Origin of the sequence: Bartonella sp. AC70YNML (genome assembly GCF_042196545.1) — a bacterium.
Taxonomy (GTDB): Bacteria; Pseudomonadota; Alphaproteobacteria; order Rhizobiales; family Rhizobiaceae; genus Bartonella.
In genome coordinates this window covers 1-9064 of record NZ_JBHIQK010000019.1, presented here as the reverse complement: position 1 = coordinate 9064, position 9064 = coordinate 1, and the positions used below count along the sequence as shown (strand labels likewise).

3 protein-coding genes are annotated in these 9064 nt (G+C 38.5%); all 3 read right to left on the bottom strand.

Annotation, left to right across the window (positions count from 1 at the left end):
* On the bottom strand, positions 1-2814 hold a 2814-nt coding region (locus tag ACFIMU_RS08285; RefSeq protein ID WP_375697007.1), incomplete at its 3' end, for an autotransporter outer membrane beta-barrel domain-containing protein.
* A gap of 651 nt (positions 2815-3465) precedes the next feature.
* Positions 3466-8292, bottom strand: coding sequence for an autotransporter outer membrane beta-barrel domain-containing protein (locus tag ACFIMU_RS08280; RefSeq protein WP_375697006.1), 4827 nt, complete (start codon positions 8290-8292; stop codon positions 3466-3468).
* 639 nt (positions 8293-8931) lie between these two features.
* The coding region (locus tag ACFIMU_RS08275) for an autotransporter outer membrane beta-barrel domain-containing protein (RefSeq protein ID WP_375607490.1) at positions 8932-9064 on the bottom strand (133 nt) is incomplete at its 5' end.

Below are 9064 nucleotides of genomic sequence, written 5' to 3'. Positions count from 1 at the left end.
TCCGTAAGTATAGAGGAAGAAACCGGTTTGTTTTTCCTCTTCTTTTCCTAAGACAGATGTTCTGATATTGGCTAAGAGTGCGTTTTGTTTAGCCATATCGGTTAATCCACTGTAGAAGAGAGCATTTGGCATGACCAAATAGCTTGCTGTTTGTGGTACAGGGGCAACGGTAGGGATATTTGTTTCAGGATCAGGATTTGAACCAGAATTGGAGCCAAGCAGTTCGGGTTGCAAACGGAAATCCCAGAAATTTTCATTCTTTTCATCAAAGAGGTTTTGTGCAATATCGGCTTTGCCTTGGCTTGAGTCTGGTCCATAGGCACGTAGTGTATACATATCCGGTAAGCCACCTCTTGTGGTATAACCATTTACCAGTTTGAAAGAGTTTTCTTCTGCTTTTCCAGAAACTTGAATGAGTGAAAGACCACGGACATTGGCAGCAGCAGAGGTGTTTGCTTCGATATTGTTCTCTTCTAAGCGCCCCGTGACATAAACTGATGTGTTGCCAGAGACATCCCCATGGATCAAAAGTCTATCGGTTTTTTGGTCATTTATTGCAGCACCATCACTCCAAGCCGTATTGAAGTAAATCTTTGCATCACCCGTTGCATTGTAGACTTCTTGCGTGTCTGGTTTACCAGAACCTATATGCAATGTTTGGTAATGATCTTCGGTTGGTTTCTCAAAAACAATGGAGCTATTATCGAGATTAAGCACAGAAACATCAGAACGAGATCTTTGAGCGATATCAAGCAGATTGCCATCATCATCTTTTTCATTTTTGCTGATTTTCAACGTCCACGTTGTATTGTTTTTTAAATCAAAGTGCACATTTCTGTCTTTAGCAATATTTGCTCTGCCTTCTAGAGTAGACTGATCAGTGCTTAAGGTGAAGGTGCCGTTGGAGATCGCTTTAACCTCTTTATCATTCCAATAATTATCGGTTCCCCAAGATTTTGGATTTTCGAAAATACCATCTCCTAATAATACGTCGGCATGGATTTCTGAATTTTTGAGATTGACTGTACCGATTGACAAACTTGGAATATCTTCAATGTTATCGTTAGTAAAAGCTCCAACAAAAATTCCAGTACCATTTTCAGCATGAAGCTCTGCATTAGTCAGATTGATTTCACTGTTTTTACGTTTTTGTGGAACATCTGGATAATCTAGATCAGGATTAGAGAGAGCTATAAATTGCAAACCAGCAACTCCTGCTATCATAGAAGTATTCACGACATCAATATGTCCGTTAAATGCCGCCCATAGTGCAACTTTTTTTGCTTCTATTTTATTTTTCTTCCCATTCTGAAGGGTGTCGGATTGGGTATCTAGACCTTTAGAATTAGCATCAATAGCGCCATTAATCATCTTAATTGTGCTATCTTTACCAATAGCGAGACCAACATCAACATTTTGAATGGTTGTTTTGCCATTTAATTCAACTATACTGTCAGCCTCCCAAGTGTTTACACCAACGGTTGCTGCTTCGGACTCACCACCGATTATTGTTAAATCTCCGCTAATAATTTTACTTCCATCCTCTGCATAAAGACCTTCATCAAAATTTTGAATGGTTGTTTTGCCCGTTAACTGAATTTCACTCCCAGAGCCCGCTGTCCATACACCAGATCGTGCTTCATTGGGGTTGTCATTAATTGCTTTACCACCGACTATTGTTAAATCTCCGCTGGTAATTTTACCACCATTATAGGCTCCAAGACCGTACGAAACTTTTTCAAAGGTTGTATGCCCCTTTAATTGAATTTCACTATTGGGATCAATGGCTATTATACCAGAAGTGCCGTATTCTTGGTTTTCATAAGCAGTTATTGTTAAATCTTCGCTGGTGATTTTACCACCTTTTTCTGCTCTCAGTCCGTCTCTAACTTTTTCAATGCTTGTTTTGCCTTTTAATTCAATTATGCTTCCAAAGCCATGGGCATTTGCACCGTTTCCGAAGTTATCGGTTGTTAGAGTAACATCCGTAATTTCAATACGTCCACCATTTTCTGTAAGTAATGCGCCTTCATGTCCATTCAAACTTCCTCCTATGACAGCCCCTCCTTTCATTGTGATCTTGGATTCTATACCATCTGCATGGAGTCCAGTACCATTAGATGATGCGACTGTAACATTGTTGTTTAAAGTAATGATGCTGCCATTTTGAGCAGATATTGCTGTATTTTTTGCACGAAATGATCCTCCAGACACTGTTATTGTTGAGTGATCCTCTGCAAATATGCCTGTTAGTGCTTGAGTAACGGTTACATTGTTCAAGATTACTGTGCTGTTTTTAGCATTTATTCCTAAGGATAGTGAACTGTTATCGTTTTCACTCGATATTACCACGTCTTCCAGCTTGTTTTTTTTACTCTTACTGTCAGAAAAGGAAGCGCCAGTGCTAGATAAAATGCCAGATGAGGAGGGCCCCATTCCAGAATATGTAATTGTTCCTTTAGTCATTTGAAGTGTAGCACCGTCTTTGGCTTCAAGGCCTAAGAAAATACCAGAACCAGTTCCTTTAATGGTTGTGCCATCCAGTAACTCAATCGCACTGTCAGCACCTTCTGCTGTTACAGCATAGACGGTTTCGTTTGTGCCCTGGTTTATATCTTTATTCGTAACAATGGTTAAATGTTTTCCAATGATTTTGCCACCGCCTTTTGCGTGAATAGTTTCGTAGGTTTTATCGGATACTTCTTGTTGTTTTCCCTCAGAAACTACGAGGGTTTCAGCATGTGCACTGAACTGGATGTTAAATAGGATAATAGCGGCTACAGCCGTGCATGATAAAAGGGATGTTTTATACACTAGTATTCTCCTTATGAGAGCCCCCAAATATTCATTTCCCCGCGAACTTCATAAGAAGAAGTGAAAATGGATAGTTGTTATTAATTTCAGTAATTGTCTTTATTTGGTAAGACATTTTTGGTTTTTTGTCAAAATTAAAAAATAATTGATATTAATTATGTCTAATACAAAATGTATTTATAACTGATTTTATTTAAAGAATTATAATTTTGAATATTATTATTCAGAGAAATATTGTGAGATACTGATATAGTGGTACCATGACATCTTTTACGTGATGGTAGGGATTATTATATGACCCAAATTGGGGTTATGAGGGAACAAAAAAGGATGTAGAAGAAGCTTATAAAAAAGCTAATCTACTTGGGCTTAAAGTGGATTTTCATTTTTCAACACAGTGGTATTAATTTATTTCTAATAGACTTCTCTTTTTCTCAAAGTAGGAAGTACTTTTCATCCACTGGGGATGGAAGTGCTCTGTTGCATTTGTTGTGTCTTGTCTTGGTGATTTTCGTAAAGAACTAAGTATAAAGAGGGAAGGGTGCTTTAAAAGGAAAAAAGATGGCTTTAATGTACAAAAAAGGCAGCATATTGTGGCTGCCCTTTTTGTTAAATTGAATAGAATGAATAGGCTATTTTTATAGCCTTGTATTAAAACTGATAGCGTATGCCACCTGAAAAGCTTGCACCACTTATACCAGTTTTCTGAAGCTTTTGTTGATAGCTTACATCACCGTAAAGAGAGAAGTTGTGAGATAGTCGCGCATTGATACCAATTCCTCCCTCAATTGCTGTTCCCATGGGATCAAGGTTAAAATTCTTGCTCATTTGTACTTTTCCATTATCACCAAAGGTTTTGATCAAGTTTACTTTTCCATAGAAGGAAAGGGCAGGACCATTTTCAGCAGTCATAATGGTTTTGGTTAAACGTCCACCAACACGGATCAACCATTGAGAAGGATTTTTCATATCAACGGTAAAATTATCAGCATCTTCAATGGTATTAAACATCAAATGTTGATAAGCAAGTTGTGCTTGAGGCTCGAAGGTTAAGCCTTCCATTCCGGTTGCAAACTCTTTGCCAACAGTGGTGGAGATACTCAACATTTTGGCATTTTTCAACTTTGCGGTTTTGCCAATGATAGCATTGCCGATATCTCCTTTTAGAATTCCATAGGATAACAGTGTATCTATATAGAAACCATTGTCATGCTGCACGCTGCCATAAGCTGTTAGTGACCATTTATCCAATGTGCTCTCACTGACATCATCCATATCCTTTGGAGTGAAAGATAGCCGCCCATAGGTGCCTACAAGACCGAAATGTGTCGTGGTATTTTGTCCTTCTAATACCGCTAATGTGACACCGGCTTGGAGAGCAGCATAACGGACATCAGCACCATAACCATATTTAAGGGGACCACGTTTCGAGGATAAGGTTCCTTTACCCCCATAGGTAGAGAGGAAGAAACTGTTTTTTAGATTTTTCTGCTCTCCCAAGACTGTTGTTCTCATATTGGCTAAAAGTGCATTTTGCTTGGCCATATCGGCCAATCCAGTATAAAAGAAAGCATTTGGCATAACCAAATAGCTTGCCATTTGTGGTACAACTGCTCTTACTTTTGAATCGGGGTTAAGAAATTCAGACTGCAAGCGAAAATCCCAGAAATCTTTATCCTTTTCATCGAATAAGTTTTGGTTAGCATTGGCCTTGCCATAACTTGATACTGGTCCATAGGCAGTCAGCGTATATTTATAAGGAGTTCCTCCTATGGTGGTATAGCCATTTTTCAATTTAAAGGAGTCTTCTTTTGCTTCTCCAGAAACTTGAATAAGTGAAAGTCCACCTATATTGGAAGGAGCAGAAGCATTTTCTACACTCTCTTTATCCCCTGAAGAACTTTTGACGTAAACTGTTGTGGTGCCTGCTACATCACCGTGAATGAGAAGCCTATCGGTTTTTTGTGCATCTATTGCAACACCATCACTCCATATAGCGTTGAAATGAATTTCTGCCTCACCAGAGGCATTATAGACTGCTAGAGTGGTTGGTATTCCAGATCCTACATGCAATGTATGATAATGATCTTCTACCAGTCCATTGAAAACAATAGAACTATCATTGAGATTGAGCACAGAAATATCAGAACGTGACCTTTGAGCAATAGCAAGCAGTTTTCCATCATCATCGGTTTCTTTTGTACTGGTTTTCAATATCCATGTTGTCTTGTTTGCCAAATCAAAGCGTACAGTTCTGTTTTCTGCAATTTTTGCTCTTCCCTTTAATACCGAGTTATTAGCATTTAGTGTAAAAGCAAAGTTATTTTCTTTAGTGGAAGCTTTTGCTGCTAATAAAATATCGGCACTGATTTCTGAATTTTTGAGATTGGCTATACCGATTGATTGGTCTGCATTAATTCCAATACTATTTTCAGTGCGAAGCTTTGTATTTGTCAAGTTGATTTCTAAGGTGTTATCGTCCTCGGATTTATCAAATGTTATGCCACTGTTTTCTGCTGTTGCAGAAACATTTGTTACATCAATATATCCGCTATTTTTTACAACAAATGCTGATCCTTTTGCTGCTACGGTCCCTCCATTCATTTTAATCGTGCCACCGTTTTCTGCATAAAGCCCGATGAAAGTATTGCTAATCGCTGTATTTCCATACAATTCAATTAAGCTGTTAGGATTGCTGGTAGCTGCACCGTATCCGTTACCATCCATCGTTGTTAGAGCAACGTCTGTGACCTTAATATGTCCACCATTCATTGCGAACAATGCCATGGTTTTCGCAGTTACTGTTCCCCCAGTCATTATGATTGTGCCACTATTTTCTGCATCAAGTCCGGTTACAGCATTATCAATAGTTGTCTTCCCATACAATTCAATCAAGCTGTTAGGATCGGTGGTAGCTGCGCCATAGTTACCATTTGTTGTTGTTAGAGCAACATCTGTAACCTTAATATGCCCCCCGCTTTTTGCAAGCACTGCCATGTTTGCAGCAGTTACAGTTCCTCCCGTCATTGTGATTGCCCCACTATTTTCTGCATTAAGCCCGATGAAAGCATTATTAATTGTTGTTTTGCCTTGCAATTCGATCAAGCTATCAGGATCGGTGGTAGCTGCGCCATAGTTACCATTTGTTGTTGTTAGAGCAACATCTGTAACCTTAATATGCCCCCCGCTTTTTGCAAGCACTGCCATGTTTGCAGCAGTTACAGTTCCTCCCGTCATTGTGATTGCCCCACTATTTTCTGCATTAAGCCCGATGAAAGCATTATTAATTGTTGTTTTGCCTTGCAATTCGATCAAGCTATCAAGATCGGTGGTAGCTGCGCCATAGTTACCATTTGTTGTTAGAGCAACATCTGTAACCTTAATATGCCCACCGCTTTTTGCAAGCACTGCCATGTTTGCAGCAGTTACAGTTCCTCCCGTCATTGTGATGGTACCACTATTTTCTGCATTAAGCCCGATGAAAGCATTATTAATTGTTGTTTTGCTTTGCAATTCGATCAAGCTATCAGGATCGGTGGTAGCTGCACCGTATCCGTTGCCTATTGTTGTTAGAGTGACATCTGCAACCTTAATATGTCCACCACTTTTTGCAAGCAATGCTGCGCTTGTCCCAGTTACAGTTCCTCCCTTCATTGTGATGGTACCACTATTTTCTGCGCCAAGGCCAGTTACAGCATTATTAATCGTTGTTTTCCCATGTAATTCAATTAAGCTGTTAGGATCAGTGGAGGCTGCACCGTATCCGTTACCATCTATTGTTGTTAGTATTACATCCGTGACATCAATATATCCGCCGTTCTTTGCAAATAATGCTGCGCTTTTTCCAGTTACAGTTCCTTCCGTCATCATGATGACACCTCTGTTTTCTGTATAAAGCCCGATAAAAGCATTATTAATCGTTGTTTTCCCATACAATTCAATTAAGCTGTAAGGATCTGTGGAAGCTGCTCCGTTTCCGTTACCATCTGTTGTTGTTAAAACAACATTTTCGCCTCTAATATATCCACCGTTCACTGCCAATAATGCTCTGTTCCCCCCAGTCACTATTCCTCCCATCATTGTGATTGTGGAGAATAAACCGTCTGCATAGAGTCCATCGCCATAAGATGATGTAACTTGAACGCTGCCTTTTTGACTATTGGCTAAAGTAATGATGCTGCCTTCCGTAACGTATAGCCCAGCGTGTTCTCCATTATATTCTCCTCCTAATATCGCTATTTGAGAATGACCTTCTGCGGATATGCTGGTTTCTGCTTGGGTAATGGTTACATTTTCTAAAGTGACTTGACTTCCAGCAAAGGCTGTTATTCCTGTGTATAAAAACTCTTCATTTACCAATTCATTTTCTAATTCACTTTCCCAGCCAGCGTCTAATTCATTGTCCGATGTTTTTGCATTTGCTAGCTTGTCTTGATCACTTATGCTGGTGTTTGCATAAGTAATTGTTACATTTTCTAGCTTGTTTTTTTTGCTCTTACTTTCATTGAAGAATGCGCCAGTTTCAAAAGCTTTAATGGTTCCTCCTGTCATTGTGATTGTGCCACTGTTTTCTGCATAAAGCCCAATTACAGCATCATTAATTACCGTATTTCCATGCAATTCAATTTTACTGTTAACATCATTGGCTATTGCACCGATTCCGGTGCCATCTGTTTTTAAAGTAACATCTGAGATGTCAATATGTCCGCCATTTTCTGCAAGCAATGCTGTGCTTCTTCCAGTTATTGCTCCACCAGTCATTGTGATTGTAGATTGTTCACCATTTGCATAAAGTCCATCACCATGGGATGATGTAACTTGAACACTGCTTTTTTTGTTATCGGCTAATTCGCTATAAGTTAAAGTAATAGCGCTGCCTCCTGTAGCGGATATTCCTTTGAGTTCTCCATCAAATGCTCCTCCTAATATCGTTATTTCAGAATGATCATTTGCAAATATACTGGTGTTTGCTTGTGTAACCGTTACGTTTTCTAAAGTAACTTTGCTTTTGTTGTCGGCATTTATTCCCTCGTCCATGAAGTGGTCGTCTTTACCGCTTGATATTGTTACACCTTCCAGCTTGTTTTTATCATTCATACTGTTTTCGAAGAAAGCGCCAATTTCAGAAACCGTAATAATGCCTCCAGTCATTTTGATTGTAGCACCATCTTTTGCATTAAGACCAAGACGAATGTCAAAATCAGTTCCTTTAATGGCTGTGTCTTGCAGGAATGTAATCGCACTGCCAAGACCGTCAGCTGTTACAGCATAAATATCTGTGTCTTTATTCCCAACCACAGTTAAATGTGTGCCAGTGATTTCTCCGTTGTCTTTCGCATTAATCATCTCATACGTTGTATTAGATACTTCTTTTTTCTCGCCGGAAACTTCAAGAGTTTCAGCATATACATTGAGATGGGTGTTGAATAGCATGACAGCTATGACAGCCGTGCAGGATAAAAGGGACTTTTTACACATCAAGATTTCCTAAATTATAAGTAAATTATAAGTGCCACACACTCTTCCCCCGCTTATAAGAAGGATATCAAATGGATGGGTATTTTAGAGATGGAACGTGATAGGCGATTTTTATTTTTATGTAAAGTATAAAATAAATTATATATTTAATATATAATGAATTATATTTTAAATTCATTTTGTTCTAAAATAAATATATTATGTTAATATTATATAAGTATTATAAGTTTTTCTATTCAAGATATGTGTTATGTTTGCATAAAACTTGTTGCTTATGCTTAAAGAAAAGAAGTAGGCAAGAAAATTTCAAAAAACTGTATGCTTGAGCCTGATAGAGATCTCTTTCAACATCATAAACAAAGCTAATACCATAGCTTTCATGTTTTCCTTTAATACGGTTACGATGAAATAGCGTTCATTGATTTTTCAATCGACTTTTAGTTTTTTTCAAGGGAAATTTTTACTAGTTGAAAGCGCGATATTTTATTGTCTTGAAGTTTTCTAACTAATTTTCTCAAAGAGAAATGTTGGCGATGTGTATTAGTAGAGAAGAATAGAGGAGAGATAAAAAGGCAACACGATGTGCTGCCTTTTTTGTTAAATTGAATAGAATGAATAGGCTATTTTTATAGCCTTGTATTAAAACTGATAGCGTATGCCACCTGAAAAGCTTGCACCACTTATACCAGTTTTCTGAAGCTTTTGTTGATAGCTTACATCACCATGAAGGGAGAAATTGTGAGACAGTTGCGCATTGATGCCAACGCCGCCT